General features: G+C 70.8%; 27 protein-coding genes. 7 read left to right on the top strand and 20 right to left on the bottom strand.

What is annotated here, in order from left to right; genetic code table 11:
* From rpoB to AB0L65_RS40870, 3 genes are all read right to left on the bottom strand, one after another.
* On the bottom strand, positions 1 to 3,282 hold a 3,282-nt coding region (gene rpoB / locus AB0L65_RS40880; protein WP_364257286.1), incomplete at its 3' end, for a DNA-directed RNA polymerase subunit beta.
* A gap of 568 nt (positions 3,283 to 3,850) precedes the next feature.
* Complete coding sequence (locus AB0L65_RS40875; RefSeq protein WP_364257283.1) at positions 3,851 to 4,360, bottom strand: 6-carboxytetrahydropterin synthase; 510 nt, start codon at positions 4,358 to 4,360, stop codon at positions 3,851 to 3,853.
* Positions 4,332 to 5,060, bottom strand: coding sequence for a 7-cyano-7-deazaguanine synthase (locus tag AB0L65_RS40870; protein ID WP_364257280.1), 729 nt, complete (start codon positions 5,058 to 5,060; stop codon positions 4,332 to 4,334). The genes AB0L65_RS40875 and AB0L65_RS40870 overlap by 29 nt, the downstream gene beginning before the upstream one ends.
* A gap of 129 nt (positions 5,061 to 5,189) precedes the next feature.
* Between AB0L65_RS40870 and AB0L65_RS40865 the strand changes: the two genes are divergently transcribed.
* Positions 5,190 to 6,032 carry a TauD/TfdA family dioxygenase gene (locus tag AB0L65_RS40865; protein ID WP_364257277.1) on the top strand — a complete coding sequence of 281 codons (843 nt, stop codon included), beginning with the start codon at positions 5,190 to 5,192 and terminating at the stop codon, positions 6,030 to 6,032.
* Positions 6,033 to 6,064: 32 nt separating this feature from the next.
* Here AB0L65_RS40865 and AB0L65_RS40860 read toward each other — a convergent pair whose 3' ends face one another.
* The 4 genes from AB0L65_RS40860 to AB0L65_RS40845 form a co-directional block, all read right to left on the bottom strand.
* Positions 6,065 to 6,379 (bottom strand): tyrosine-type recombinase/integrase, encoded by a 315-nt coding sequence (locus tag AB0L65_RS40860; RefSeq protein WP_364257291.1) that lies wholly within the window; start codon positions 6,377 to 6,379, stop codon positions 6,065 to 6,067.
* Positions 6,277 to 6,954: an integrase core domain-containing protein gene (locus AB0L65_RS40855; RefSeq protein ID WP_364257274.1), complete on the bottom strand. Its 678-nt coding sequence runs from the start codon at positions 6,952 to 6,954 to the stop codon at positions 6,277 to 6,279. Before AB0L65_RS40855 ends, AB0L65_RS40860 begins: the two co-directional genes overlap by 103 nt.
* Positions 6,951 to 7,205, bottom strand: coding sequence for a hypothetical protein (locus tag AB0L65_RS40850; protein ID WP_364257271.1), 255 nt, complete (start codon positions 7,203 to 7,205; stop codon positions 6,951 to 6,953). The genes AB0L65_RS40855 and AB0L65_RS40850 overlap by 4 nt, the downstream gene beginning before the upstream one ends.
* A 120-nt stretch (positions 7,206 to 7,325) precedes the next feature.
* Positions 7,326 to 8,234, bottom strand: a complete 909-nt coding sequence (locus AB0L65_RS40845; protein ID WP_364257268.1) for a hypothetical protein — start codon at positions 8,232 to 8,234, stop codon at positions 7,326 to 7,328.
* Positions 8,235 to 8,495: 261 nt separating this feature from the next.
* Between AB0L65_RS40845 and AB0L65_RS40840 the strand changes: the two genes are divergently transcribed.
* Positions 8,496 to 8,747, top strand: a complete 252-nt coding sequence (locus AB0L65_RS40840; RefSeq protein ID WP_364257265.1) for a hypothetical protein — start codon at positions 8,496 to 8,498, stop codon at positions 8,745 to 8,747.
* A 370-nt stretch (positions 8,748 to 9,117) separates the two neighbouring features.
* On the opposite strand, the gene AB0L65_RS40835 is transcribed toward AB0L65_RS40840, so the two are convergent.
* From AB0L65_RS40835 to AB0L65_RS40820, 4 genes are all read right to left on the bottom strand, one after another.
* Complete coding sequence (locus AB0L65_RS40835) at positions 9,118 to 9,513, bottom strand: hypothetical protein (protein ID WP_364257262.1); 396 nt, start codon at positions 9,511 to 9,513, stop codon at positions 9,118 to 9,120.
* A 54-nt stretch (positions 9,514 to 9,567) separates the two neighbouring features.
* A complete protein-coding gene (locus AB0L65_RS40830; RefSeq protein ID WP_364257259.1) occupies positions 9,568 to 9,714 on the bottom strand; it encodes a hypothetical protein in 147 nt (48 codons plus the stop codon).
* A gap of 185 nt (positions 9,715 to 9,899) precedes the next feature.
* Entirely contained in the window at positions 9,900 to 10,784 is an 885-nt protein-coding gene (locus AB0L65_RS40825; RefSeq protein ID WP_364257256.1) for a helix-turn-helix transcriptional regulator, read from the bottom strand.
* A 299-nt stretch (positions 10,785 to 11,083) separates the two neighbouring features.
* The gene (locus AB0L65_RS40820) at positions 11,084 to 11,875 is read right to left on the bottom strand and encodes an SDR family oxidoreductase (protein WP_364257253.1); all 792 of its coding nucleotides are present in this window, start codon (positions 11,873 to 11,875) and stop codon (positions 11,084 to 11,086) included.
* 183 nt (positions 11,876 to 12,058) lie between these two features.
* On the opposite strand from AB0L65_RS40820, the gene AB0L65_RS40815 reads away from it, so the two are divergent.
* On the top strand, positions 12,059 to 12,565 hold the full coding sequence (locus AB0L65_RS40815; RefSeq protein ID WP_364257250.1) for a hypothetical protein: 507 nt from the start codon (positions 12,059 to 12,061) through the stop codon (positions 12,563 to 12,565).
* Positions 12,566 to 12,712: 147 nt separating this feature from the next.
* On the opposite strand, the gene AB0L65_RS40810 is transcribed toward AB0L65_RS40815, so the two are convergent.
* The 5 genes from AB0L65_RS40810 to AB0L65_RS40790 all read right to left on the bottom strand — a co-directional run bounded on the left by AB0L65_RS40810 (position 12,713) and on the right by AB0L65_RS40790 (position 15,312).
* Positions 12,713 to 13,084, bottom strand: a complete 372-nt coding sequence (locus AB0L65_RS40810) for a hypothetical protein (protein ID WP_364257247.1) — start codon at positions 13,082 to 13,084, stop codon at positions 12,713 to 12,715.
* Between the two features lie 29 nt (positions 13,085 to 13,113).
* Complete coding sequence (locus tag AB0L65_RS40805; protein WP_350741003.1) at positions 13,114 to 13,488, bottom strand: roadblock/LC7 domain-containing protein; 375 nt, start codon at positions 13,486 to 13,488, stop codon at positions 13,114 to 13,116.
* A gap of 29 nt (positions 13,489 to 13,517) precedes the next feature.
* Positions 13,518 to 14,435, bottom strand: coding sequence for a hypothetical protein (locus AB0L65_RS40800; RefSeq protein ID WP_364257244.1), 918 nt, complete (start codon positions 14,433 to 14,435; stop codon positions 13,518 to 13,520).
* A 3-nt stretch (positions 14,436 to 14,438) separates the two neighbouring features.
* Entirely contained in the window at positions 14,439 to 14,813 is a 375-nt protein-coding gene (locus tag AB0L65_RS40795) for a roadblock/LC7 domain-containing protein (RefSeq protein WP_319719198.1), read from the bottom strand.
* A gap of 88 nt (positions 14,814 to 14,901) precedes the next feature.
* A complete protein-coding gene (locus tag AB0L65_RS40790) occupies positions 14,902 to 15,312 on the bottom strand; it encodes a hypothetical protein (RefSeq protein WP_364257241.1) in 411 nt (136 codons plus the stop codon).
* Positions 15,313 to 15,547: 235 nt separating this feature from the next.
* Here AB0L65_RS40790 and AB0L65_RS40785 point away from each other — a divergent pair, with 235 nt between their 5' ends.
* From AB0L65_RS40785 to AB0L65_RS40770, 4 genes are read left to right on the top strand one after another with little or no spacing between them, the layout of a single operon-like run.
* The gene (locus tag AB0L65_RS40785; protein ID WP_364257238.1) at positions 15,548 to 16,270 is read left to right on the top strand and encodes an FCD domain-containing protein; all 723 of its coding nucleotides are present in this window, start codon (positions 15,548 to 15,550) and stop codon (positions 16,268 to 16,270) included.
* A 1-nt stretch (position 16,271) separates the two neighbouring features.
* Positions 16,272 to 17,075, top strand: a complete 804-nt coding sequence (locus AB0L65_RS40780) for an SDR family oxidoreductase (protein ID WP_364257235.1) — start codon at positions 16,272 to 16,274, stop codon at positions 17,073 to 17,075.
* Positions 17,076 to 18,101 carry an alcohol dehydrogenase catalytic domain-containing protein gene (locus AB0L65_RS40775; RefSeq protein WP_364257233.1) on the top strand — a complete coding sequence of 342 codons (1,026 nt, stop codon included), beginning with the start codon at positions 17,076 to 17,078 and terminating at the stop codon, positions 18,099 to 18,101.
* Positions 18,102 to 18,159: 58 nt separating this feature from the next.
* Entirely contained in the window at positions 18,160 to 20,433 is a 2,274-nt protein-coding gene (locus AB0L65_RS40770) for a glycoside hydrolase family 6 protein (protein ID WP_364257230.1), read from the top strand.
* Positions 20,434 to 20,440: 7 nt separating this feature from the next.
* Here the strand turns inward: AB0L65_RS40770 and AB0L65_RS40765 are convergent, their stop codons facing one another.
* From AB0L65_RS40765 to AB0L65_RS40750, 4 genes are read right to left on the bottom strand one after another with little or no spacing between them, the layout of a single operon-like run.
* The gene (locus AB0L65_RS40765) at positions 20,441 to 21,022 is read right to left on the bottom strand and encodes an ATP/GTP-binding protein (RefSeq protein ID WP_350740995.1); all 582 of its coding nucleotides are present in this window, start codon (positions 21,020 to 21,022) and stop codon (positions 20,441 to 20,443) included.
* Complete coding sequence (locus AB0L65_RS40760) at positions 21,003 to 21,353, bottom strand: DUF742 domain-containing protein (protein WP_357747284.1); 351 nt, start codon at positions 21,351 to 21,353, stop codon at positions 21,003 to 21,005. The genes AB0L65_RS40765 and AB0L65_RS40760 overlap by 20 nt, the downstream gene beginning before the upstream one ends.
* The gene (locus AB0L65_RS40755; protein ID WP_364257225.1) at positions 21,350 to 21,775 is read right to left on the bottom strand and encodes a roadblock/LC7 domain-containing protein; all 426 of its coding nucleotides are present in this window, start codon (positions 21,773 to 21,775) and stop codon (positions 21,350 to 21,352) included. The genes AB0L65_RS40760 and AB0L65_RS40755 overlap by 4 nt, the downstream gene beginning before the upstream one ends.
* Positions 21,756 to 24,356, bottom strand: coding sequence for a nitrate- and nitrite sensing domain-containing protein (locus AB0L65_RS40750; RefSeq protein ID WP_364257222.1), 2,601 nt, complete (start codon positions 24,354 to 24,356; stop codon positions 21,756 to 21,758). The genes AB0L65_RS40755 and AB0L65_RS40750 overlap by 20 nt, the downstream gene beginning before the upstream one ends.
* Between the last annotated feature and the right edge of the window lie 88 nt (positions 24,357 to 24,444).

Raw genomic sequence — 24,444 nt, 5'->3', positions numbered from 1 at the left:
GGACTCCGGAATGCCCGGCTCGGGAATGTTCTCGCCCTTGACGATGGCCTCGTAGACCTTCACCCGGCCGAGAACGTCGTCGGACTTGATGGTCAACTGCTCCTGGAGCGCGTAGGCGGCGCCGTACGCCTCCAGCGCCCACACCTCCATCTCACCGAAGCGCTGACCACCGAACTGCGCCTTACCACCCAGCGGCTGCTGGGTGATCATCGAGTACGGACCCGTCGAACGCGCGTGGATCTTGTCGTCGACCAGGTGCAGCAGTTTCAGGATGTAGATGTAGCCGACCGCGATGGGGTAGGGGAACGGCTCGCCACTGCGGCCGTCGAACAGTTGCGCCTTGCCGCTGCGCTGCACCATCCGGTCACCGTCGCGGTTGGCGACGGTGTTGTCGAGGAGACCGACGATCTCCTCCTCGTGGGCGCCGTCGAAGACCGGCGTCGCCATGTTGGTGCGCGGGGCCACCTTCTCGAAGCCCTTGTCACGCAGCCGCTCGGCCCACGCCTCGGCGACGCCGGAGATGTCCCAGCCGCGGGCGGCGATCCACCCCAGGTGGGTCTCCAGCACCTGGCCGACGTTCATCCGGCCGGGCACGCCCAGCGGGTTGAGGATGATGTCGACCGGCGTGCCGTCCTCCAGGAACGGCATGTCCTCCACAGGCAGGATCTTGGAGATGACGCCCTTGTTGCCGTGCCGGCCGGCCAGCTTGTCACCGTCGGTGATCTTGCGCTTCTGGGCCACGTAGACGCGGACCAGCTCGTTCACACCGGGAGGCAGCTCGTCGCCCTCCTCGCGGGAGAACACCCGGACGCCGATGACCTTGCCCTGCTCGCCGTGCGGCACCTTCAGCGAGGTGTCACGGACTTCGCGGGCCTTCTCACCGAAGATCGCGCGCAGCAGCCGCTCCTCCGGCGTCAGCTCGGTCTCGCCCTTCGGGGTGACCTTGCCGACGAGGATGTCGCCCTGCGTGACCTCGGCGCCGATACGGATGACGCCGCGCTCGTCGAGGTCGGCCAGGACCTCCTCGGAGACGTTCGGGATGTCCCGGGTGATCTCCTCGGGGCCCAGCTTGGTGTCACGGGCGTCGACCTCGTGCTCCTCGATGTGGATCGAGGACAGCACGTCGTCCTGCACCAGCCGTTGCGAGATGATGATCGCGTCTTCGTAGTTGTGGCCCTCCCACGGCATGAACGCCACCAGGAGGTTCTTGCCCAGCGCCATCTCGCCCTTGTCGGTGCAGGGACCGTCGGCGATGACCTGGTTGACCTCCACCCGGTCGCCCTCGGCGACGATGGGCTTCTGGTTGAAGCTCGTGCCCTGGTTGGAGCGGTCGAAGGTCGCCAGCCGATGTGTCGTGCTGGTGCCGTCGTCGTTCGAGATCGTGATGTAGTCGGCGGAGACCTCCTCGACCACACCGGCCTTCCCCGCGCTGATGACGTCGCCGGCGTCGGTCGCGGCACGGTATTCCATGCCGGTGCCGACCAGCGGCGACTCGCTCTTCAGCAGCGGCACCGACTGGCGCATCATGTTCGCGCCCATGAGCGCCCGGTTGGCGTCGTCGTGCTCCAGGAAGGGGATCATGGCCGTGGCCACCGACACCATCTGGCGCGGCGACACGTCGATGTAGTCGACCTCCTCGGCCCGCATGAGCTCGGTCTCACCGCCCTTGGTGCGGACCAGGACGCGAGGCTCGGCGAAGGACCCGTCGGCGTTGAGCACCGTGTTGGCCTGCGCCTTGACGTAGCGGTCTTCCTCGTCGGCGGTCAGGTAATCGATCTGCTCGGTGACCTTGCCGTCGACGACCTTGCGGTAGGGCGTCTCGATGAAGCCGAAGGCGTTGAGCCGGCCGAAACAGGCGAGATAGCCGATGAGGCCGATGTTGGGGCCTTCGGGGGTCTCGATCGGGCACATCCGGCCGTAGTGGGACGGGTGCACGTCACGGACCTCGAAGCCGGCCCGCTCGCGGGACAGACCACCGGGGCCCAGGGCGTTCAGCCGCCGCTTGTGCGTCAGGCCGGACAGGGGGTTGGTCTGGTCCATGAACTGCGACAGCTGCGAGGTGCCGAAGAACTCCTTCATGGACGCCACGACCGGGCGGATGTTGATCAGGGTCTGCGGCGTGATCGCCTCGACGTCCTGCGTGGTCATGCGCTCGCGAACGACGCGCTCCATGCGGGCCAGGCCCAGGCGGACCTGGTTCTGGATGAGCTCGCCGACGTTGCGGATCCGCCGGTTGCCGAAGTGGTCGATGTCGTCGGTCTCCAGCGGCCGGTCCGCCGGCTCCGCACCGGCGTGCAGCCGCACCAGGTATTCGACCATCGCCACGATGTCTTCCTCGGTCAGGACGGTGACGTTGATGTCGGTGTCCGAGCCGAGCTTCTTGTTGACCTTGTAGCGACCGACCTTGGCCAGGTCGTACCGCTTGGGGTTGAAATAGAGGTTCTGCAACAGGGTCTGCGCCGACTCCTTGGTCGGCGGCTCACCCGGCCGCAGCTTGCGGTAGATGTCCAGCAGCGCGTCATCCTGGCCGGCCGTGTGGTCCTTCTCCAGGGTGGCCCGCATCGACTCGTACTGGCCGAACTTCTCGAGGATCCGCTCGCTGGTCCAGCCCAGCGCCTTGAGCAGCACCGTGACGGCCTGCTTGCGCTTGCGGTCGATGCGCACACCGACGCTGTCGCGCTTGTCGATCTCGAACTCCAGCCAGGCACCCCGCGACGGGATGACCCTGCAGCCGAACAGGTCCTTGTCGGACGTCTTGTCGACATTGCGTTCGAAGTAGACACCGGGCGAACGGACCAGCTGCGAGACCACGACACGCTCGGTGCCGTTGATGATGAACGTGCCCTTCGGCGTCATGAGCGGGAAATCGCCCATGAACACCGTCTGGCTCTTGATCTCACCGGTGGTGTTATTGATGAACTCCGCCGTCACGAACATCGGGGCGGAGAAGGTCATGTCCTTGTCTTTGCACTCATCCACCGAGTACTTCGGCGGCTCGAATCGGTGGTCGCGGAACGACAAGGACATGGTCCCCGAGAAGTCCTCGATCGGACTGATCTCTTCGAAGATCTCTTCGAGGCCCGACTGAGCCGGGACGTCCTTGCGCCCGGCCTGGCGAGCCGCCTCTACCCGGGCCTTCCACCTCTCGTTTCCGAGCAGCCAGTCGAACGACTCGGTCTGCAGAGCGAGAAGGTCAGGAACTTCGAGGGGCTCCTGGATGCGCGCGAATGACACGCGACGGGGACCAGCGGGTACGGCGGAGGCGTTGCGCGAGGCTGCCAACAGATGTCCTTCCGGGAGCTGACGGCGGGACTGAATGCGCGCATGCCGAGCGCCCGGCAGTCACCGGGACATGAGGCGTCGAAAGGCAGCGCGGAATGGCAGCATAAACCGAGAGGGACATGGATGGCAACATTTAATGTTGATGTCAACCTCTCTCCCGCCCTAGGATCGCACACCCTCCTAGCCGTCGTCAACTTCAACACCACGACTCCACCCACACGACCACCCCCCGGCGCCACCGTCCCGACCGGCGAGAGGCCCCCCTCGACGCCAAGCCACCACGTGGCTCCGGCCCACGATGACCAGGCCGGACCCGACGTCGGGAGCCCACCGCACACCCCCCACGGGACGCGGGCCAGCCGAAGCACAGGCCGTCCCCGACCCCCGACCGCGACGACCGGGCGAAATCCACCACGCCACGCACCTCCCTCCGTCGCGCAGCGCACGGGCCAAGTCCACCACGCCACGCACGCCTTCTCCGTCGCGCGGCGCACGGGCGGCCTCCCGAAGCGCAGGTCGCCACCCCGGCCCCTGACCACGAGGGCGGCGCAGCGGGCGATGGCCGCGTTCACGCACCGCTGACCGTGTCGGCGACCGGCGGCCGGGTGGCGGGCGTCGCGCCGGCCCGCGGCCGGAACTCCGCGGCGTTGACGTGCGTCTCGGTCACCTTCACCCTGGCCACGGCGGCGCCTGCGGCGTGCGGCAGGCCGGCCAGCAGGCTCTGCGCGGCCCTGCCGAGCATCACCGCCACCGCCTCGACCGTGGGATACGGCAGATCCCTGGCGTACGGGTGCTCGCCGAACAGGTAGACCTTGCTGCCGTGAGCCACCAGGAGCGAGGCCAGCGGGTCATCGATCCCCAGCATGGCGCCATGGTCGAGGTGCTCGTCGACGAAAGCCCGCAGAGCCTTCTTGAACGCGCCGAACTCCACCACGGTCTGCTCGTCGCTCAAGCAGGCCGCCCGCACGGTGACCTCGGCCCACCAGGAGTGGCCGTGCAGGTTCACGCACTTGCCCGCCAGGTGCGGGAGCCGGTGCGCGGTCTCGAAGTTATGCCGTACGCAGATCTGATGCGTCATCACTGGCCTCGCCTTCGTAGACGGTCGGGTCGGGCACTCCGCTGAGCGAGAAGGCGTCCCTGCGTGACACGCACGCCAGGCACACGCCGCAGTGGACCGGGCCGTCGAGATAGCAGGTCCAGCTCCTGCCCATCGGCGCGTCCAGGCGCAGGCCGTAGGCGACGACGTCCTCCTTGAGCATGCCGAGGAAGGGCGTCTCGACACGGGGAAGGTGGAACCCGCGCCCGCCGAGGCGGATCATCTCGCGGTAGGCGTCGAAGAAGTCGGGCCTGCCGTCGGGCATCGGATGGCCCTCCGGGGTGCGGTGGATGCCGAGCGCCACCACGTCGGCGCGGCGGGCCATCGCGACCGCCACGGCCATGTCGGCGATGAAGGCGTTGCGGTTGGGGATGGTGATGGAGCGCAGGGCGGCACCGGTGGGCACGAGGGTCGGCACGTCCTGGGCCCGGTCGGTGAGCGAGCAGCCGGTCAGCAGGGGGCCGAGACCGGTGATCGTGATCGTGTGGTGCTCGGCCTCCAGGTGGGCCGCCACCTCCCGGGCGGCCGCCAGCTCCCGCGGGCCGTTGCGCTGGCCGTAGTCGAAGGAGACCAGCAGCAGGCGGTGGGTCGTGCGGTAGTGGGCGGCCAGCACCGTGGAGTCCAGCCCGCCGGAGAAGACCACCACGGCCGACGGCGGGACGACCTCGGGCGCGGAACTCATCGCACTCCTCACCCACCACGAAAGATTGCCGAACGTAACCGTATATCACTCTCTGTTAATGAGCGGCTGCGTGCGGGGGTATTGGTCCGGCGAACGTACTACCGGAGACCACCGAAGGCAGGCGCGTCCATGTCCGTCTCAACCCCGTTCGATCCGACCATCGACGTCCGGCGGCAGGAGCCGTTCGGCGCGCGACTGCTGGGCGGCGGGGACGCCCGGCTCGCCGGCCTGCCGCCGGGGCGGCTCCTGGACCTGGTCGGCGAGCATCACCTGGTCGTCCTGCGGGGCTTCACGGGGGCCGCGACCGACGAGGAGTTCGAGGAGTTCGCCGGTCGGCTGGGCGAGCCGGTCGCGTGGAACGGCAGCCGGACGTTCTACGTGGAGGCGCACGCCGAGCCGGTGGACCACCTCTTCGAGACGGGGTTTATGCCGATCCACTGGGACGGCCTCTACATGAACGCCGGGAGCGCGCCCGACCTGCAGATCTTCCAGTGCCTGCGGGCCACCGACCCGGCTGTGGGCGGGGCGACGCTGTTCTGCGACACGACGCTGGTCCTGGCCGGCGCCGACCCGGAGACGCGGGCGTTGTGGGAGGGCCTGACATTCCGCTACGAACGGCCCACCGCCGGCGGCGAGGTGGTGACGCGCGAGGTGCCGCTCGTCGTGCCCCATCCGCGTCTCGGCCATCCGACCCTGAGGTTCTCCGAGCCCGTTCCCGAGGACGTCGTCATCATCAACCCGACCACCACCACGCTGCCGCGCCCGCCGGCGGGCCACGGCGCCGCGCAGATCATCGAGGGGATCCGCCGGGCGCTCTACGACCCCCGGCACATGTACGCCCACCGCTGGCAGGCCGGCGACGTCGTGATCGCCGACAACCAGAGCCTGCTGCACACCCGCGAGCCGTACCCGCCCGGCGCGCCCAGGAAGCTCCGCCGGGTCACGACCCGGCTCGGGGCTCGGTTCTCATGATCCGTGGGTCGTGGGTTCAAGTCCCACCCGCCCTACTCTTCAATACCGCGTTCGACCTGGGGTCTCTCGGTTCCCGCCGGCCTTCGATCACGTTGTTGATCATGGTTGGTTGCTCGGTGGTTGCTCATTGGCGCGGGTCGGGCGACCTCGGGGTAGACGCTGGTGTAGGTGTCACGGGTGAACGTGGAGGAGACGTGCCCGAGGGTCTCTTGCACGATCTTCAGGTCGACCCCGGCCGCCGGCATCAGTGAAGCGGCCCCGTGTCGGAGGTCGTGAAGTCGCACCGGCGGCCGGCCCGCCCCATAGGACAGGACGTAGAACTGGTCGCTGACGTGCTGGGGATGCAGCGGCCGTCCGACCTCGTCGGTGAAGACGAATCCGCTGTCCACCCTGAACCGGTGTTTCTTCGGGTCGGCTGGGCTGCTCGGTGGTACTCGTTGATCGCTCCGCTGAGCACCTTTCGGCGCTGAATCCGGCCTTCCAGCGGCACCACAACTTGCTCGTCCTGATCGGGTGGCCGTTGCTGGCGGGACTGGTGCGGGCGGTGCGCGTTGTAGTGCTCGGCGTACTCCTCCACGACCGATCGGAGGTGGCCTTCGTCGTAGATCAGCATCCGGTCGGTGCATTCGGCCCGGACCGTGCGCACCCAGCGCTCGGCATAGCAGTTGGCTCGGGGCGTCCGCAGCGGCGTCTTCATCACCGTGACACCCTCTCCGGTGAAGACCTCATCGAAGACGGCGGTGAGCTTGGCATCTCGATCGCAGATGAGGAACAGAAACAAGCCGGCCCTCCAGTCGCGATTCATGAGCAGGTTGCGGGCTCGCTGGGCCGTCCACGCGCCGGTGGGGCCGGCGGTCACGACCAGGATGTGAACGCGCCGCGTCGCCACCTCCATCACGAACAACACGTACAGGCGTTTCACGAAAATCGTGTCAACGTGGAAGACGTCGCAGGCGAGCAGCCCTTTCGCCGGCAGGCTAGGAAGCGGGCCAAGGCCGCCAGGAGCGCCCGATCGGCCCAGTCCGGCTTCGGGCGGGCGAGCTGACGCTTCAACACGGCCACCTCATGGCGGAGCACCATGATCTCGACGTCCTTGGACGCCTGACCACGTCCCAGCAACACCAACCAGCCGAACACCCGAACCATGATCAGATACGGCAGACGAACCGACACAAGCCGCGATCTTGCCCGTACCGCTGGTGAAGGTCAAAACCGCAGTTCAAGCACCCTGCGATGCGTTATGAAGCGGTCGTTGCGCGTATGTGTTCCGGCCTCAACCGCTGTGTCCGGGCCTCAGCCGCGCAGCAGTTCCTCCCGCCTGGCCAGCAGCCGCTTACGCTCGGCGGACAGCTCGGTGTGGCGGGCCCGCAGGCGGGCGCCTACATCCCGGACCCATTGGGTCGTCCTTGCGACCTCGGCACGGGTGTTCTCGATGCGCTGATGCTTGATCACGTCGGTGATGATGTTGTCGAAGAACGTGTCGACGAACCATCGCGTGTCCACCTGCGGCAGGTGAGGACGTGCGGAGACGCCAACGTCGGCCAGTTCGCGGGAGAAGACGTCCAGGGCCCGCTGGGCGTGCCAGGCAGCCTCGTCGGCGGCATCCAGCCGGTCGGACTCGATGAAGTCGGCGATCAAGCCGCCGCCGAACATGTCCCAGGTGGAGGCGTTCACGGCCCAGTTCAGATGGCGCAGCACATGACCCAGCGCGTCATGTGCGGCTCGCCCGGCCCGGTGGGCCTCCGCATACTCGCGCACGTCCGCCGTCACACGGTCGAGGGTGGCACCGAGGTCGGCCAACTCCCTGGCACGGGCATCACCATCACTGATGAGCTGCCGCTCCTTCTCGGCCAGCAACTCTGCGTACTCCTTCGGGGCCGCCGCGAGCCCGGCCAGCTCGTCCTCGGTCGCACGCGCATCCGCCTCAAGCTGGGACAGGCGGGCCTGGTGGCCCTCGACCCGCTGCCTGGCGGCGGCCGCCTCGGCACGTTCACGGTCCAGCCGCTCCTCGCGGTTACCGAGCAGGCGGGCCAGGACGGCGGATAATCCGCCCTCCAAACGGGTGACGTCGTCCTCCTCCAGGGACAACTCCAGCTCCCGGTCGGCAAGGGTGCGGCGGGCTCGCTGGATCTGCTCTGCGGTGGCCTCACGCACCCGCCGCAAGTGGTCGGCCTGGTGCATGCGGGCGGCTGCGTCGCGCAACCGTTCATCAAGATCTGGTGAAGTGGTCACACCTCGGAGGACGAACAAGACACTCCGGACGTTCCAGCCGACCAGCCCCGGCCGCTGAGCCAGTGTTCTGATTGTGGCGGTGGTCAGGTTTAGGCGGGTTTCGCGGCCGTGATGTGACGATGCGGAATCGATCGTGTCGCTTGTGTTGATCGTCCGGGAAGGGCCCGCGTCAGCGTGACCACGTTTGTGAAAGGCCGCGCCCCATGGCGCCCTTGTCCTCCGTGGGCGACGGTGCCCGACGACGCGCCCTGGCCACGCCCCTGGACGGCGGCGTACCGTGGCGGCCGTGATGGCCGACAGCGACGCGATGCGTGGAATACCCGCCACCAGCAGAACCTGATCGACCTGGCCGAGCTGGGCCCGGTCGACCGGGCCCGCCAGATGCGCGCCCGGGAGGCGCTGCGGGTGTACGCCGACGCGATGTGGGACACGGTCAAGGCCACCAAACCCGGTGGGGGAAGCCCCATGACACACAACCCCTAACAACTGCGTGGCCGCGCTGCGCGACTTCACCGACGAGCTCTACGCCGCTGCGGTGCAGGCACAGCGGGCGGCCGACGACTCGTAGAACCATCCGATCCAATCCGATCCGAGCCCCGTCGGCATGCACCGGGGTACGTCAGCGAGTGCCACGAGCCGACGCATCTGTGACATGCCGATCCCAGCCGTGTCTCCGTAAGACCCCAGACGGCCCTCCGCGTAAACCAACCCGGAGCCCTCTGCCCGGGGAGCACGGCCCGAGCAGCCTTTGACGGGGCCGCCCCCGCTGTGTGGAATGACGAGGTGCGGTCTATCGCGGCCGGTGCGGTGAGCCGAAGACGTTCTCCTGATGCGCCGACCGCGATCTGATGTATCAGCGCTTGCCGCGCATGGCCATGAGGGCGAATCCGACCGGCAGGACCAGCAGCGCCAGGGAAGGGCCGAGGACAATGATCCTCGCAACCGCGTCGTATCCCCCGGAGGGGAGCACCCAGGCGAGCACCTGCCCGGCCGCCAAGGCAATGAGCCAGCCCGACGTCGCGGTGCGCCCAGGCGCAGGCAGCTTCACCAGGCGGTTGGCCAACGCACCCATGGGCAGCGCGAGGAGCAGGTAGAGGGGCGTCAGCACGGGCGTCAACCAGAGCAGCTCGGGAATCTCGCCGGCCAAAGCGATAGCCACCAAGACCGACACGGCTGCCGCCAAGCCGGCCGCGAATCCCCGGACGACCCTGGCACCGCATACGGATCGACCTGTCATGATCAGCGCCATGGCTCCACAATACTCTGCGCATACCTGACGTCGATCAGGCGTGTCGGGATCCTCTCACGCATGTGAAGAAGACCAGTGCCAGGCCGACGGCTCGGCGATCACCTGCGGCAACGGCTCCTCATCCAGACCAGACGTCCACGTCGCCGGGTCCGGCCGCCCCGGCAGGTGCCGGAACCGATTGTTACGTTCCTCGCTGCTCATGTTGGAGATGACGACCCTAACCCTCCCGAAGTTCCTCGCCGAATCGTGCGTTCCGTCACACCAGCGGTATGGATCCGCAATGTCAGCGGACCACATCGCTCCAGGGGACGCCATCCCCTGGATGCTTTGCGGGCGGACCTCCTTGGGGCCGTTCGCCTGGAGGAGACGGACGCCGAACCCTGCGCCTACGGGTGGCGGTGGTCCGCGGCGGGCTTCGAGGCGTGCTCGGAGGCGGCCAGGTCGAGCAGGACCATGGCGTCGTACTCGGGCGTGCCGGGCTCGGCGTAGTAGGCGACCAGGCGGTGGCCGGGGGTGCCCTCCAGCTGCATGGACTGGTAGCCGAGGGTGAGATCTCCGACGTCCGGGTGGTGGAAGGTCTTGCGGCCCTGGGTGTGCGCCCGCACGTCGTAACGCTCCCAAAGGCGGGCGAACTCCGGGCTCTTGGACAGCAGTTCGTCCACCAGTTCGGCCAGGTCGGGGGCGTCCGGCTCGGTGCCGGCCAGCGCGCGCAGGCGGCCGACGCAGGCCCGGATCTGCTCGTCCCAGTCGTCGAACAGCTCCGGGGCGTCGGGGTGGAGGAAGACGTAGCGGACCACGTTGCGCTGCGTGACCGGCCACTTCTCCATCCCGGCGAACAGCCGCATCCCGCTCGGATTGCAGGCGAGCACGTCCATGGTGCGGCTCACCACATGCGCGGGGTTGGGCCGCAGGCTCTCCAGCAGCAGCTTGATCCCGGACTGCACCGACCGGCTGGGCGGGGAAGACGGTTCGGGCGCGGGGCGGGCGGCGCACGCGGCGAGGTCCCGCAGGTGCTCGTGCTCGCGCTCGTCCAGCAGGAGGGCACGGGCGAGCGCGTCGACCACGGACGGGCTGGGCCGGGTCTCCTTGCCGCGCTCCAGGCGCGTGTAGTAGTCGATGCTGACCCCGGCCAGGGTGGCCAGCTCCTCCCGGCGCAGCCCGGGCGTGCGCCGCAGGCCGGGACCGGCCGTGAGACCGGCCTCGGCGGGGGTCACCCGCGCGCGGTGGGCCCGCAGGAAGTTCCCCAGCTCACTGCCAGTTTTTGGTCCCATATCTCCCAGTGTGTCAGGCCCGACGGGGTATTCCTGACACCACGTCGGACCCACGAAACTCCCCGCTCGGCGACCGTGTTCGCGACGGACTCCATGGACCGGGCCGACTTCGTCAAGATCGCGCCCGAACGGCTGGCCGCAGGCGGAACGGCCCTGGGGCGGACCATGACGGTGGCGGCCCACCCCGAGCCGCCGCCTACCTCATGGTCCGGCCGGAGACGCCGTCGCTCCGCCCGGCCGCCGAGGGCACGAACGTGACCGTCGCGATCGACCCCGGCCGCGCTCATGTCCTCACCAGGTCATGACAGGTCCGGCAGCCCGAGGTCGAGGTTGGGCCGGTCGATCCCGCCGTCCACTTCGAGCACCTTGCCCGTCACGTACCGGGCGGCCGGGGAGACCAGGTACAGCACGGCGGCCGCCACGTCCTCCGGCTCGCCGATCCGCCGCAGCGGCGTGGCCTGCTCCATCTGGGCGCGCAGGCCCTCGTCGTTCATGACGATGTCGAGCGCGGAGGTGGCGACCGCGCCGACGGCGACCGCGTTGACCCGGACGGCGGGGGCCAGGTCGAGCGCGGCCAGCCGGGTGTAGTGCGCCAGGGCCGCCTTGGCGGTGCCGTAGGCCAGGTAGCCGCGGCCCGCCACCCGGCCCACGGCGGAGGAGACGTTCACGACCGCGCCGCCGCCCGCCTTCAGCAGGTGCGGGACGGCGGCCCTGGTCAGCTCGTGCGCCACTCCGACATTGAACTGGAACGCGTTCTCGAGATGCTTCCGTTTCGTGTCGAGGAAGGCGCGGGGCATCGCACCGCCCACGTTGTTGACGACCACGTCCAGGCGACCGAACGCGGCCGCGGCCCGCTCCGCGAGGTCCTCCGCGGCGCCGGGGATCGTCAGGTCGGCGGGGACGACCAGGACCCGCCTCCCGGCCTGTTTCACCTGCTCGGCGATGGCGTGGAGCTGGTCCTCGGTGCGGGCGCAGATCGCGACGTCGGCTCCGGCCTGGGCGAGGGCGACGGCGGTGGCCGCGCCGATGCCCCGGCCCGCGCCGGTGACCACGGCCGCGGCGCCACCGATCTGGAAGCGGTCCAGGATCATGCGCTCAGCCTAAGGACGAACTGCAACCCGTTTCAATACGGCACCCGGCTGCGGCTGTCTCCGGTAGGGATGGTTTGTCGTACCCACCTGGCATGATCGCTTGCTGTACGAGGCAGCGTGCTCTGATCCGATGGGAGTTACAGGCGATGACCATTGACGATGTCCGGATCGACACCTAGTCCTGTGCCGACTCTGATCCGCCGCGCTTCCGCTCAGGTGTTCGTGGACGCGTCCACCGTTGACCTGACCGGCGAAGACCTGGTGACGGAGTTCGAGCTGGACATGACCGCGACGGGCCTGGTCGAGGCCGACCCCGATGGCGATGGCGCGCGCATCGTGTGCGGCCAGGAAATCGGCTCCATCCTCGTCACCGCCGAACTGTGGGATGACGCACCACCGCTGACCACCGACGGCTGGCAGGACGTCGCCGAGGTGTCCGTTTCCTGGCGAACTGCGTTCATGGACTTCGGGACGACGGACGGCGGCGACGACCCGGCCAAGCGGCTGGAACTGCCTGGCCCAGGTGATTACCGGCTGCGCGTCCACGGGCGCAACCGCGACGACGGCGACCCGCGAGACGATGGCGACCCCGTCGAGGAGTACCTGATCCAGGTGTGGCCCGCTCCGCGGTGCAAGCCCGTCATGGCCAAGTCCACCAGCAGGACCGCGGCCATGTGGAGAGCGCAGTGAGTTCTGCCTGCGACTGGGTTTCCGTCCTCTCCCGACGCGGGGAACACGGAAACCCAGTCGGCTCGCGCTACGCTGACCGCTGCCGGTGAGCGATCATTGTGTTGTGACCACCCACCGAGCGGGGGCGGGCCACCCGGGAGTCCCGGGTCAGACCTCCAGTTTCTCCTCGATGCCCCGGAGTTGGTGCCGGGACATGGCCAGGTTGGCGCGCCCACGGTCGAGCGCCAGGTAGAGGAACAGCCCCTTTCCCCCGCGCCCCGTGATGGGCCGGATGATGTGGTACTGGCCGCTGAGCGTGATGAGGATGTCCTCGATGCTGTCCTTGAGACCGAGCGAGTCCATCGTGCGGAGCTTGGCCTTCACCACCTCCGTGTTGCCCGCGGCGGCGACCTGCAGGTCCAGGTCCTTGGAGCCGCCGAGGGTGCCCAGCGCCATGCCGCTCCCGTGATCGACGATCGCCGCTCCGAGGGCGCCGTCGATCGTCATCATCTCCTTGAGCGAGACGTCCATGCTGGCCATTGTTCTCTCCCTTTCCGCCAGGGGACGGTTCAGTGCCTACGTGCTGCGACGGCGGCCACTCCGGCGGCCGTCTTCCTGCCCTCCAGCCGCAGCAGCCCGACGTTCGCGCCGGGCTTGGCCAGGACTGTGAGGACGATGGTGGGGCCGGCGGCGTAGAAGGCCACGAAGCCGGCGGTGCCCGAGATGAGCGTTTCCTCAAGAGCGCCGTGGCCGGTCATGGTCAGCATCCGCCTGCTCATCGCGAGCAGCGCCGCCGACAGCGCCGCGGTCTGCTCGCCGCGGTCTCCTTCGAGGTCGCAGGCGATCTGTATGCCGTCCACGGTGCAGGCGACGCTTCCGCTCACGTCCGGTGTGCGCTCGCGCAGGAGCGTCATTTCCTCCAGAACCTCTTTCCGCAGCTCCACCGGTGGCCTCCTCCTGAGTACGGGGAACCTCACGCCAGCTCCTCGAGCGCCTTCTTGAGCCGCATCAGCAGCGCCAGATCGGTCGGGTCTCCCGTCACGGGCGGGCCGAGCGGCTGGGCCACCGCCCCGGGATCGTGCGGCGGCCGCTCGTAGGGGTGCCGCGCCCGCTTCGGCAGCCAGGCTCCAGGCGCTTCACCACCGTCGGCGACCTCATCGGGCTCGGTGGCCTCGGCGGGCTCGGCATGTCTGGGCCGCTTGTCGGCGGGAGCGGTACGGCCCGGGTCGGGCAAGGCGGTACGGCCCGGGTCGGGTGGGGTGAGCAGGCCCGCGGCCGCCAGCCTCCTGACCGCCAGCAAAACCGCGTAGCCCGAACGCCCGAGCTGCTTGGCCAGCTCCAGCGGCGTGGCCTTGTGGTCGGCACCGACGATCACCTCCCACTGGACCCGGGTCAGCGTCACCCCGTGCCCCGGCAGCCACGGCACCGGCCGTACCGGCAGCGTGTCCACCTCCGCGGACGGCCAGACGTCGGCGAGGTGCGCCCGCCGCCGCGCGCACTCCCGCACCAGCCCCGCCACCTCGAAGAACCACTGCCCGCCCAGCCAGTGCCGCTCCCCCGGCCGGAACTTGGGCCGCGTCCCGCTGATCGGCAGCAGGAAGAAGGCCGCGTCCAGGACCGCACCCAGCACCGCGAACTGCAGCTCGCCGGGCGTGAGCGGCCCCTCCTCGAGGAGCCGCGCGCAGCCGCCGTCCGCCTGGAGCCCGCGCAGCGCCGCCTCCGTCATCCGGCCCCTGGCCGTGAGCAGGCGCTCGACGCCCGGGGTCTGGGCGCACTCCATGTACGTCACTCGCCCGTCGTGGAGGAAGATCGTGCCGTTCCTCCCGAGCCGGAGCGCACCCGTCGAACGCTCGTGCGCCAGCCCGGCCAGGAGTGCGTCGAGCCTGGTCATGACTCACGTCGTCAGCTGGCTGGAGACCGACCGCAGGCGGTGGCGCGCCAGGGCCAGGTTGGATCGTTCCAGGTCAAGGCGTACGTAGATGACGAGCGGCCCCTCGAAGACCGTCTCCAGCGGCCTGAGCAGATGGTGCCCCTTGTCCGTCGTGACGAGCATGTCGTCGATGCGGACGACCTCGCCCGGGCACGCGCGGGCGAGGCCGTCGGTCGTGGCCCGCAGCGCCTCGGTCAACGCGGCGGCCGACCGGTCGGCGTCCACGCCCGAGGCGCTGCTGAAGGCCACCGCCATGCCGCTGGTGTGGTCGAGCAGCATGGCGTCCAGCGCCCCCGGTATGGACATGACCTCCGCCAGGCAGGTGTCGATTCCGAGCACGTGATCCCCCTCGCCGTAAGTGGAACGGGGACAGCGTAGGGGGGTTATGAATCGCACTGAAGTAGCCCATAGACCTGCGGTTACGCTTTTATGTGGCCAAGGCAGAGAAAACCAATACCCATACACATAGTTCTGATATTTGCGAGTATTTCTCGTAACGAATGCGCCGTTCAGCTCCGGTGGCCCCGGGCCGTGACCGACATGGCGGCGAACTTCGCCCGGCCGGTCCCATGCTGGTCTGCAGGCCGATGAAGCCAGCGGCGGGGATCAGGGTGGGAGCGACGACGGACAGGACGAGCCGGCCGTCGTCGTACAGGTCCAGCCGCGAGCCGTCGAGGGCGAACCGGAGGCGGTGCGGCTCGCCTGCCTTGATCTCGGAGGCAGCCCCGACACCGGCGATCCGTACGTTGCCCTGCGGCGTCTGCGGGTGCGCCTCCGGGGCGTTGCCCAGCGACATCGCGTACCCGTCACCGGCCTCGAACGACGCCCCGCCGGGCATGAACCAGGCCTGCGGTCATGCACCATTTGGCCGGGTCGACGGCCCGCAGGCCCCACGCCGTCGGCGACCTAGGAGGTGACCTGGCCGTCGCCGCCAGCCGTGCCGCACGCGGTCAGGGTGGGCAGGGCTGCGAGGCCGGCGGACATCAGGCGGCTTCGTGTCATGCGCGGGTCACCGGTCGGCCGCCCGGCCCTGACCTATATGATGTGTTTAATCATACTTTTAAGGGTTGTCGATGGTCGAAAGCGCCCGGCCGGGCGGCCTGCACGCGCAGCTCGTTGACGCGCTCGGACGCCGGATCGCGCACGGCGACTTCCCCGTGGGCGGCATCGTCTCCCCCGAGCGCGTCGAGTCCGAGTACGAGGTGTCCCGGACGGTCGTACGCGAGGCGCTGCGCTCGCTGGAGGTGCTCGGCATGGTGCGCCCGCGCCACAAGGTCGGCACCACCGTCCAGCCCCAGGAGAGCTGGGCGCTGCTCAACCCGCAGGTCATCGCCTGGCGGGCGGACGGCCCCGACGCCGACACCCAGCTCGGCGAGTTGCTGACGCTGCGGGAGGCCCTGGAGCCCGCCGCCGCCAGGATCGCGGCGCTGGGCGCCCGGCAGGCCCTCGTGGACACGCTCCGCGAGCACCTCCGGGACATGCGGGACGCCTACGAAAGCCGCAGCCGCTCCTCGTTCGTGTCGGCCGACACCGGCTTCCACCGGACGGTCCTGCGGGGCGCGGACAACGCGGTCCTGAGCCAGCTCGTACAGACCCTCATCGCCACCCTGCACGCCCGCTACTCCGACCGCCACCAGTTCTTCACCGCCGACACCGCCGCCTCGCTGGACCGGCACGAGCAGGTCGTCGAGGCCATCGCGGACATGGACCCGGCGGCGGCGGAGGCCGCGGCCGCGTCGCTCGTCCGCGCGTCATGCGTCGAGGTCCTCGGATCCGCACCAGCATGGGAGAGATGACGTGCCCCTCCAGACCGCTCCAGGCGTTCCGGCGTTCGACCTGACAGGCAGGCTCGCCCTGGTCACCGGCTCGGGTCGCGGCATCGGGCAGGCCATCGCGCGCGGCTACGCGCTGTCGGGGGCGCGCGTCGTGCTGAACGGCCGCGACCCGGCGCGCCTCGAGGCGGCGGCCGCGGCCCTGCGCGAGGAGCTCGCGCCCGGCCGGCCGGCCGCCGACGTGCAGGTCCACGCGTTCGACGTCACCGACCCGGCGCAGGTCGAGCAGGCCTGCGAGGCCGTCGTCACCGCGTACGGCTGCCCGGACATCCTCGTCAACAACGCCGGCGTGCAGATCCGCGGCCCCCTGACCGAGATCCCGGTCGACGACTGGAAACGCGTGGTCGACGTCAACCTCACCAGCGGCTTCCTCGTCGGCCGCGCCTTCGCGCGCCACATGCTCCCCCGGGGCAGCGGGAAGATCATCAACATCTGCTCGGTCCAGAACCACCTGGTACGCGCCACCACCGCTCCCTACGCGGCCGCGAAGAGCGGGCTCGGCGGGCTCACCCGGGCGATGTGCGCCGAATGGGCGTCCGCCGGCATCCAGGTCAACGGCCTGGCCCCCGGCTACATCGACACCGACCTGAACGCGTCCCTGGTCGCCGACCCCGACTTCAGCCGCTGGATCACGCGGCGCACCCCCGCGGCCCGCTGGGGCCGCGTCGAGGACGTCGTCGGCCCCGCGATCTGGCTCGCCTCACCGGCGTCCGACTTCGTCAACGGCCAGGTCATCTACGTCGACGGCGGAATGACGGCGGTGATCTGAATGGACGCGAAGGCCCTCGTCGTCACCGGTCCCGGGCACCTGACGGTCGAGACCCGGACCACCCCGGCGCCGCGGCCGCACGAAGCCGTCGTCACGGTCGTCTACGGCGGCATCTGCGGCTCCGACCTGCACTACTACAGGAGCGGGCGGGTGGGCGAGTCCGTCCTGCGCTCCCCCATGGTCCTGGGGCACGAGGTGGTCGGGGTCGTCGCCGAGCCCGCCGCCGACGGCTCGGGACCGCCGGCGGGCGGCCGCGTCGCCGTGCACCCCGCCCAGGTGTGCGGCCGCTGCGGCCACTGCCTGCGCGACGAGCAGAACCTCTGCGCGGAGCTGCGCTATCTCGGCAGCGCCGCCCGGCTGCCGCACACGGACGGCGGGTTCGCCGAGCGCCTCGTCGTGCCCGCGAGCCGCCTCGTGCCGATCCCCGACGGGCTCGACCTGCGGACGGCGGCGCTGGCCGAGCCCGCCTCGGTGGCGCTCCACGGCCTGCGCCGGCCGGGCTCCGGCGTCGAGGGCCGCGACGTGCTGGTGATCGGCGCGGGACCCATCGGCCTGCTCTCCGCCGCCCTGGCCGCCTGCGCGGGGGCGGCCACGGTCACGGCGACCGACGTGTTCGGCGAGCCCCTCCGGCTGGCGCTCCAGGTGGGCGCGACCCACGTCGTCCGCGCGGACCTCGGCGAGCCGATCCCCGCCGCCGACGTCGCGATCGAGTCCTCCGGCTCCCAGGCCGGGCTCGTCTCCGCCCTGGAGGCGCTGCGCCCCGGCGGAACCCTCGTCAACGTGGGTCACCTGCCCCCGGGCGGGGTCACCGTGCCGCTGCACCTCGCGGTCACCCGCGAGCTGACCCTGATGGGGTCGAGCCGCTTCTACCACGAGATGCCGGCCGCGTTGTCGATCATGAGCGGGGACGCCGGGCGGTTCGCGCCCATTGTCACGTCCGTCTTCGGGCTCGGCGCGGCGGTGGCGGCGTTCGAGGAGGCGGCCGACGCCCGGCGCTCCAGCAAGGTCCTGCTCGCGTTCAGCTGAACCCCGGTGCCGCCCCGGCCGTACCTCCTGTCGACTGTCGGGTCGGGATGGGCGGGCGATGGCGAACGGCACCAAACACGGCGAGGCGGTGGACGGGCGGACCGGCGACGACCCGCGGCGGATCGGCGGCCACCGCATCGTGCGCCGGCTCGGCTCCGGCGGGATGGGCGTCGTCTACCTCGCGAAGAGCCGTTCGCGGCGGCTCGTGGCGATCAAGGTCATCCACCGGCACCTCGCCGGCGACCCGGAGTTCCGGCGGCGCTTCCGCCGCGAGGTCGCGACCATGCAGCGGGTCGCCCCCTTCTCGACGGCTCCCGTGCTCACGGCCGACCTGGACGGCGCGACGGCGTACGTCGTCACCGAGTACGTGCCGGGACCGACGCTGTTCCGCGCGATCGTGGAGCGGGGCCCGATGTCGGGCTCGGAGCTCGAAGGACTGGCCATGAGCACGGCGGTGGCGCTGTGGGCCATCCACGCGGCCGGCGTCGTCCACCGTGACCTCAAGCCGTCGAACGTGCTGCTGTCCCCCATGGGCCCGAAGGTCATCGACTTCGGCCTCGCCTTCGTCTCCGACTCCACGACCCTCTCCGTCACCAGGATGGGCACGCCGGCGTACATGTCGCCCGAGCAGGTGCGCGGGCTGGCGTCACCGGCCTCCGACGTCTTCGCCTGGGGCGGTGTCATGGCCTTCGCCGCGAGCGGGCGGCCGCCGTTCGGCTCCGGGGCGGGTCACGACGTGCTCTACCGCGTGGTCCACGAGGAGCCCGTGCTCCCCGAGCTGGGCGGCGTGGTCGGCCGGCTGGTGGCGCGGGCGCTGAGCAAGGACCCGGCGGCCCGCCCGACGGCCGCTGAGCTCGTGGACGCGCTGGGCGGGGGCGCGACGATCCGCCTCTCGCCCGACCTCGTCCCGGTCGGGCCCCCTCCACGACGCCGGGCGAGCGGCCGGTTCCCGTACGAGCCCAGAGTGCCGAGCCCGGCCGCCACCGCCTCGGGACGGAGCCACGCCGTCCCCGAGCAGGGCCACGCCGCCCCGGAGAAGGGCCGCACCACCCCGGACCGGAGCCACGCCGCCCCGGCGCACCGGGGCCGGCGACGGGGGACGTCCAGGCGCTGGGCGTGGGCCGGCGGCACGGTGGCCGCGCTCGCCGTGGCGACGGCGGGCGCGTACCTGCTCCCCAGCCTGTTCCCCGGCCTGCCCGCCGTGACCCCGGCGGTGAACCCGGCGGTGAATCCCGCCGTCGCGAAGGAGGCGGGCACGCTGTGGCGGAAGCTCCCCGGCGAGAACCCGCTGCGCGCGGACGGCGTGCGGTTCTACATGCAGCCGGACACCGACGCGGCCCGGCAGTCCCGGACCTGGTCGGCGCAGGGCAGGACGGCCGACGCCGCCCTCATGCGGGCGCTGTCGCAGGTCCCCCAGGCGATCTGGCTCGCCGGCGGCTCCCCCGCCGACGTCTCCCGCACCGCACGCGAGGCGGTCGCCCAGGCCGAACGCAGGCAGACCGTCCCGGTGTTCGTCACCAACAACATCCCGGGACGTGACTGCTGGAACGGCGGCGCCCCCGACACCGCGGGCTACCGGGCGTGGATCGACGCGGTGGCCGAGGGCATCGGGAACCGGCCCGCGGTCGTCGCCCTGGAGCCCAGCGGCCTGGCGCGGATGCCCGGCAGCCCCGAGTGCCCGCAGGGCGGGGAGTCCGCCGCCGTCCAGCGGTACGCCGATCTCACCTACGCCGTGGAGACCCTGACCGGCCTGGCCCGCACCGCCGTCTACCTCGACGGCGGGCTGGCGGGCTGGCCCGCGTTCACGCAGATCGCCGACCGGCTGGTCAACGCGGGGGCGGTGCGCGCCGACGGCTTCTACGTCAACGCCGTCGGCTACCGGCCGACCGCGCGATCGCTCACGTACGCCGCGAAGCTGTCCAGGTGCGTCTATCTGAGGGCGGCGTCGCGAAGCGCCTCGTGCGCCGACGCGGCCCTGGCCGCCGTGCCGGACGACGCGCCCGGCCTGCCGCGCTTCGTCGTCGACACGAGCCGGAACGGGGCCGGCGAGTGGCAACCGCCCGCCGGGCGCTTCCCGGTTCCGGACGAATGGTGCAATCCCCCCGGCAGAGGCGCGGGCGCCCGGCCGTCCGCCGGCACCGGGAAGCCGCTGGCCGACGCGTTCCTCTGGCTCAACAGTCCGGGATTCTCCAACGGCCAGTGCACCCGGGGCACCCCGGGACCGGCCGACCCGGTGTACGGCGTAGTCACCCCGGCCTCCGGCCAGTGGTGGCCCGATCAGGCCCTCGAACGGGCGCGCAACGCCGTCCCGCCACTCACACCGGCCCCCTGAACCCGGCTCATCCGCCTTCCACCGCGTACTTCACCAAGGTGGTGAGCACCTCCTTGACCGACGCGCGGTCGCGGACGTCGCACAGCACGATCGGGATGCGCTCGTTCAGCGCGAGCGCCCGCCGCACCTTGGCCGGGTCGTGGCGGCGGGCCCCCTCGAAGCAGTTCACGCCGACCACGAACGGGACGCCGCGCTGCTCGAAGTAGTCCACCGCGGGGAAGCAGTCGCCCAGGCGGCGCGTGTCGGCGAGCACGACGGCGCCGAGCGCGCCGAGGGCCAGTTCGTCCCACATGAACCAGAAGCGGTCCTGCCCGGGGGTGCCGAACAGGTACAGCCACAGCCCGTCGCGGATGGTGATGCGGCCGAAGTCGAGCGCGACCGTGGTGGTGGTCTTGGACTCCACGCCCGAGGTGTCGTCCACCCCGATGCCCCGCTCGCTCAGCAGCTCCTCGGTGTGCAGCGGCCGGATCTCGCTGATGGTGCCGACCAATGTGGTCTTGCCGACGCCGAAACCGCCCGCGATGAGGATCTTGATGGCCAAGGCCGAGGCGACGGCGGTCGTCCCCGGCTCAGAGGCTGCGTAGTCCATGCAGCACTTCCCTGTAGATGCGTTCGTCGATCGTCTGCGCCGCGGGGCGCGGGCGTTCGATGGTGACAAGGCCCTCTCGCCGCACATCGCTCAGGATCACCCGGGTGATGTTGAGCGGCAGCCTGAGGTGCGCCGCGACGTCGGCCACCGGCGTGGGCTTCCGGCACAGCGACAGCACGGCGCGATGCTCCGGGAGCAGCTCCGCGGGCTCGTAGGTGCCGGCGACCGTCGTGACGATGGCCACCAGATCGAACGCCTCGCCCTGCGGGCGCGCCCGGCCCCCGGTCAGCCCGAAGAGCCGGAGCAGCGGCCCGGGATCCTCCCCGGTCACTGTCTCGCGCCGTTCCAGGCGGGTGCCGGTGCCGCTCCCCTCGGCTGCGCGGAGAGGTGCTCGCCGACCCGCTTGACCATGAGCGCCATCTCGTACGTGACCATGCCCAGCTCGGCGTCGCCCGTGGCGAGCACGGCCAGCCGGGCCCCCTGGCCGGCCGCGGTGACGAACAGGAAGCCGTCCTCCATCTCGATGATCGTCTGCCGTACGCCGCCCAGACCGAAGTGGCGCCCGGCGCCCATGGCCAGGCTGTGGCTGCCGGCGGAGATGGCGGACAGGTGCTCGGCGTCCTCCCGGGTCAAGCCCCGGGAGCCGCCCATGGCCAGCCCGTCGGCGGACAGCACGATGGCGTGCCGGATGCCGGGGACGCGCTGGGTGAGGTCGTCCAGCAGCCAGCTCAGTTCACTTCTGGGGTCGGGCATCGGGATGGTCGTCCTTTCGGTTCCACACGTCTGGTCCCTGCTCCGCCTGGCGACGGCCTTGCTGCCAGCCGCGTTGCATGGACGACATGAGTTGTGCGAGCTCCTCCGGCGAGCGCGCCGAGGTGCTGCGCCGGTCCGCGCGTCTGGCGGAACGGAGCTGGGGAGCCAGGCTGGCCTGCGGTACCCGCATCGGCAGCCCGTCGAGGTCTTCGTCCGCGTCCTCGGCCGGCACCGTGACGCTCCAGTCGGCGGGCGGGCCGGGCGGGGTGGCGGGGCCGGGGACCGGCGTCGGAATCCGGATCGGTCCAGTGGCGGGCCCGTTATCCGGTTCCTCCGCGAGCCCGTCCGCGAGCCCGTCCGCAGGGCCGCCCGCGAGCCCGTCGGCGGGTCCGCCCGCGAGTCCGTTCGTGGACCCGTTGGAAGAGGCGTCCGTGAGCCCGTTCGCGGAGCCGTTCACAGGCCCAGTCACTGGCCCGGCCTGGATGATCGGGGTCGGCGCGGGCCCGGCCTCGAACCACGTCCCGCGCTCCGGGGCGCGGGCGGGCGCGTCCGGCCCGAGGGGCGAGAAGGGCTCAGGGGCGGCGGCCACCCCGCGGGACCGGGGCTCGGCGGGCCCGGTGCCGAGCGCGCGCATGGGCCTGGCTATGTGCGCGGCGACGCGGTCCGTGGCGGGCGCGACGACGATCGGGGGCTGGAGGTTGACGAGCAGGGAGGCCGGCAGCAGCACGATCGCGGTGGTCCCGTCGTACGGCGAGCGGCGCAGCGAGACCTTGATCCCGTGCCGGACCGCGAGCCTGGACACCACGAACAGGCCGAGCCGGTCGCTGTCGGCCAGGTCGAACTCCGGCGGGTCGGCCAGCCTGGAGTTGAGCTCGTCGAGGGTGGACTGGTTCAGCCCCAGGCCCCGGTCCTCCACCTCCAGCGCGAAGCCGTTGGCCGCGGTCATGCTGCGGATGTGCACGGTCGTGTCGGGCGGGGAGAAGACGGTGGCGTTCTCCACCAGCTCGGCGACCAGGTGGATCACGTCGGTGACGGCGGGGCCGACCAGCAGCGGGGCGTTCGGCATCGGTACGACGGTGACGCGGGTGTAGTCCTCGACCTCCAGCCCCGCCGCGCGTACGACGTCGAACAGCGGCACCGGGTCGCGCCAACGCCGCGCGGGGGCCGAGTCGGACAGGATGATCAGGTTCTCGGCGTGCCGCCGCATGCGGGTGGTCAGGTGGTCGAGCTTGAACAGGTCCTCCAGGACCTCCGGCTCCTCGACCCGACGTTCCATGGTGTCGAGCAGCGTGAGCTGTCGGTGGAGCAGCGCCTGGTTGCGCCGGGCCAGGTTGAGGAAGACCAGGCCGACGCCCTTGCGCAGGGTCGCCTGCCCGACCGCCGCCTCGACCGCCGTACGGCGTACGGCGGAGAAGGCGTGCACCACCCGGTCGACCTCGGCGGTGTCGGCGCGGTCGAGGCCGGGCGCCTCGGTGGCCGGGTCCACGTCGTCACCGCGGCGCAGCCGCTCGACCAGCCGGGGCAGCCGCCGCTCGGCCAGCTCTACGGCCGACTCCTGCAGCCGGCTGAGCTCGATGATCAGCGAGCGGCCGAACCGGTACGACAGCGCCACCGACGCAACCACCGCGAACAGCCCCAGGAGCAGGACCAGGCCGATCCGCCAGTACGCACCGGACTTCTGGGACTGCGCCTCCTCCGCCGTGCGGGCCAGCTCCGTCTGCGTGTCGCGGCTGATCGCGCCGAAGATGGCGTCCGCGTCCCGCTTCCACACGGTGGGGTCCACGGGCGGCGCGCCGCCGCTGGTGTCCCAGCCGAACAGCAGGTCCTCCGCGTCCACCAGCCGCTTGAACGACGCGCTGGCGATCAGCCGGTCGTAGTTCGCCCGCAGTTCGGGGCCGACGTCGCGCTCGGCGTTGGCGAAGACGAGCCGGCGGCTGGTCATCGCGGAGACGAACGAGGCCCGGTCCCTGGGGGTCATCTTGTGGTGCACGATCGTGGTGGTGAGCACGGCGTGCTCACGGCCCAGATACTCGGCCGCGGCACTGTAGGCCGCCATGCCGCGCACCGCCTGGTAGGACGAGACGTCGCTGAGCGCGTCGCGGTCGCTGAACTGCCCGTTGGCGACGCTGATCAGGTTGTTGTACGCCTCGATGATGGTCAGCGGCGGGGCCAGCACGCCGCCGTCGGCGGAATCGCGCAGCGACTGCAGCCCGTCGAGCGCCTGCAGCAGCGCCTGCACCTGGGCCGGGGTCTCCCCGTCCGCCGCCCCGACGTCGAGGGCGCTGATCACCTCGCGCAGGCGCTTGGCCTTGCCGTCGGTGACCCGGCGCTGCTCGGCCAGCGGCTCGTACGAGCCGGTGCCGCGAACCGCCTCCGCCGAGAGCTGGCGCTCCCGCTGTAACTCGACGATCAGCTGCAGCACCGGCGACCCGATGCCCTCCCAGCGGTCCTGCGCCTGGGAGACGGTGACGATCTCCTCAACGCTGGAGTAGGCGATGAACCCCCACAGGGCGACCATGGAGACCAGCGGAAGCAGGAGAATCCTGAGCAGCTTGGTACGGATCGGCGGGGGCGAACTCATCCATCATGTCCAATTCCGCGCACCGGATGATGCGCCGCCGGGCAGTCGCGAACCGGCACTACCCCGAGAATGTCCGCCACGACTGGCA

Source organism: Nonomuraea sp. NPDC052116, from assembly GCF_040680035.1.
GTDB lineage: Bacteria > Actinomycetota > Actinomycetes > Streptosporangiales > Streptosporangiaceae > Nonomuraea > Nonomuraea angiospora_A.
Note: the sequence above shows the minus strand (reverse complement) of the source record. Positions and strands in the feature narration are given on the sequence as shown.

Coding starts and splice junctions, on each gene's coding strand:
- AB0L65_RS40870 (WP_364257280.1), bottom strand. CDS start 5,060: ATGAGTTCCGCGCCCGAGGTCGTCCCGCCGTCGGCCGTGGTGGTCTTC.
- AB0L65_RS40750 (WP_364257222.1), bottom strand. CDS start 24,356: ATGAGTTCGCCCCCGCCGATCCGTACCAAGCTGCTCAGGATTCTCCTG.
- AB0L65_RS40825 (WP_364257256.1), bottom strand. CDS start 10,784: ATGGGACCAAAAACTGGCAGTGAGCTGGGGAACTTCCTGCGGGCCCAC.
- AB0L65_RS40830 (WP_364257259.1), bottom strand. CDS start 9,714: ATGAGCAGCGAGGAACGTAACAATCGGTTCCGGCACCTGCCGGGGCGG.
- AB0L65_RS40875 (WP_364257283.1), bottom strand. CDS start 4,360: ATGACGCATCAGATCTGCGTACGGCATAACTTCGAGACCGCGCACCGG.
- AB0L65_RS40785 (WP_364257238.1), top strand. CDS start 15,548: ATGGTCGAAAGCGCCCGGCCGGGCGGCCTGCACGCGCAGCTCGTTGAC.
- AB0L65_RS40790 (WP_364257241.1), bottom strand. CDS start 15,312: ATGCCCGGCGGGGCGTCGTTCGAGGCCGGTGACGGGTACGCGATGTCG.
- AB0L65_RS40755 (WP_364257225.1), bottom strand. CDS start 21,775: ATGCCCGACCCCAGAAGTGAACTGAGCTGGCTGCTGGACGACCTCACC.
- AB0L65_RS40800 (WP_364257244.1), bottom strand. CDS start 14,435: ATGACCAGGCTCGACGCACTCCTGGCCGGGCTGGCGCACGAGCGTTCG.
- AB0L65_RS40810 (WP_364257247.1), bottom strand. CDS start 13,084: ATGGCCAGCATGGACGTCTCGCTCAAGGAGATGATGACGATCGACGGC.
- AB0L65_RS40770 (WP_364257230.1), top strand. CDS start 18,160: ATGGCGAACGGCACCAAACACGGCGAGGCGGTGGACGGGCGGACCGGC.
- AB0L65_RS40775 (WP_364257233.1), top strand. CDS start 17,076: ATGGACGCGAAGGCCCTCGTCGTCACCGGTCCCGGGCACCTGACGGTC.
- AB0L65_RS40835 (WP_364257262.1), bottom strand. CDS start 9,513: ATGGCGCTGATCATGACAGGTCGATCCGTATGCGGTGCCAGGGTCGTC.
- AB0L65_RS40865 (WP_364257277.1), top strand. CDS start 5,190: ATGTCCGTCTCAACCCCGTTCGATCCGACCATCGACGTCCGGCGGCAG.
- AB0L65_RS40765 (WP_350740995.1), bottom strand. CDS start 21,022: ATGGACTACGCAGCCTCTGAGCCGGGGACGACCGCCGTCGCCTCGGCC.
- AB0L65_RS40820 (WP_364257253.1), bottom strand. CDS start 11,875: ATGATCCTGGACCGCTTCCAGATCGGTGGCGCCGCGGCCGTGGTCACC.